Below are 1,770 nucleotides of genomic sequence, written 5' to 3'. Positions count from 1 at the left end.
TATAACACTGTCTTGACAGATATCTGCTTGTAAAGAGCTGATCACAAAAAATGAAAGTAATGTGTAAATTGTAAAATTCATTTAAATATTTTAAATCACAGGAACGATTCAATGAAGATGCATAGTAAATTTTATAGACCAGATGTCACTTTATTAACAGATTCTGGCCTCTCTAACAAAAAAGTTGAAGTTATTGAAAATTCATTGGTACCCACTTAGAGTTCAAAAATCCGCATACTTGGAGGATTTTAAGCTTAAAATACTGCATATTCCTATAACCATAAGCTCTTTTCTTTATTGTTTTGATGACGTTGTTTATTCCTTCTGAAAGTGATGAGGTAACAGGGTATTTGAAGTAGTTTCTGAATGTATCCCATCCATCATCAAACGTTTTCCACCATTTTTTTAGTTCATAGAAGATCCCTGCTTGATTTATCCATTCCCCCATCTCTTCAAACTTTGCTCTTGCTTCCGGAGCTGAAGCAGATTCAAATATCTGGTGCATACCTTCTTTAATGAGTTCTAGGTAAACAAAATATTCATTATCTCTCATGACTTCCCGAATATGCCGGTTCTCAGCTTTTGTTCTTCGATCAGATTTTTTAGTGAATAACTGTTTAAATTTGCCACGAGTCAGTCTCTTTTGTTCTCCTTTGCACATGTGCTCATTTAACCACTGTCTCTCACTATTAATATAGTTTTGAAACGTCTGCATGATATGAAAACGATCCCATACAAAAATAGCGTTGGGACAGTTCTCTTTCACGCTAAGTTTATATCCATCAAACTGATCTGCCGCTACAACTTCAATCTCTTCACAGCGCTCTTTTCCCATGACATGAAAAAACTCATTAAGTGCTTCTTTAGAGCGGCTTTCAGACACCCAAATAACCCTCCTAGTGTCCAAGTCACAGATTATCGTGAAAAAGCGTTTATCCCTGGACTCTTTGGCATGATACTTTTTCTTTCTGGCATAGACTTCGTCTACACAAATCCTCCTGACCTTTGGGATCTTGTAGTGTTGAAACATCCGCTTCATTCTTTTAAAATCAAACCGCCACATACTCATAGGATCATTGCCAGTGAACTCAGCGGCCCGAGAGACTGGAGTAATCTCACAAAGACGTCCTAACCACCAAGCATATTCCTCGGTTACGTGCGGAGTCTCCTCAGAGATCCAGTCAATTTTAGAAGTTCTAATTTTTTTACAATTACCGCATCGATGCTTAGTTCTTTTAAAGATGTAGTATCCCTTAAAACCATGAATATCCATTGTGCGAACTTTGACTTTATGCTCGCTAACTTTGGCTGCATCAAGCTCATGACAACACCTGGAACACTGTTTAACTTCACGTCCATCTTTGATAAATATCTCAATAAAGCCTTTATCTAACCACTCTTTAGTGTCTGTCACGTCAAAACCAGGGATGCAGTAACGGTGAATACGTCGTAAACTCATAGTTCAATCCTTTGAAAAATTAAGTATAAAGAGAGGATAACAATGAAGTTTAAATCGTATAAGAGAAAAGAAGGCCCATGTAGAATAGGGTCTATTGAGATGCCCAAATTAAGATTGAAACATTCAGATTTTTTTGAAGAAATAAGGGATCAAATTCCTGATAAAGATTATAAGGAATGGGAAGAAGATGCATTATTCTTTTTGTTTTTAAAACCTGAGATGGACCTGGACAACTTAAGACCTGAAAATATTGACGAGTATGCTGAGTCAATTATTGGTTTCCCTAAAATCAACTTTTTTGATTAAGATCC

General features: G+C 36.4%; 2 protein-coding genes. One reads left to right on the top strand and one right to left on the bottom strand.

Annotated elements, in window-relative coordinates:
• Positions 1–190: 190 nt before the first annotated feature.
• Complete coding sequence (locus H6622_18405; protein MCB9063500.1) at positions 191–1,459, bottom strand: ISL3 family transposase; 1,269 nt, start codon at positions 1,457–1,459, stop codon at positions 191–193.
• Between the two features lie 42 nt (positions 1,460–1,501).
• Here H6622_18405 and H6622_18400 point away from each other — a divergent pair, with 42 nt between their 5' ends.
• The gene (locus H6622_18400) at positions 1,502–1,765 is read left to right on the top strand and encodes a hypothetical protein (protein MCB9063499.1); all 264 of its coding nucleotides are present in this window, start codon (positions 1,502–1,504) and stop codon (positions 1,763–1,765) included.
• Positions 1,766–1,770 lie beyond the last annotated feature (5 nt).

It is taken from the genome of Halobacteriovoraceae bacterium (genome assembly GCA_020635115.1).
Taxonomy (GTDB): domain Bacteria; phylum Bdellovibrionota; class Bacteriovoracia; order Bacteriovoracales; family Bacteriovoracaceae; genus JACKAK01.
This window is presented reverse-complemented; position numbering and strand designations above follow the sequence as displayed.

Excerpts from the sequence above, each read along its gene's own strand:
- H6622_18405 (MCB9063500.1), bottom strand. The coding sequence starts at position 1,459 with ATGAGTTTACGACGTATTCACCGTTACTGCATCCCTGGTTTTGACGTG.
- H6622_18400 (MCB9063499.1), top strand. The coding sequence starts at position 1,502 with ATGAAGTTTAAATCGTATAAGAGAAAAGAAGGCCCATGTAGAATAGGG.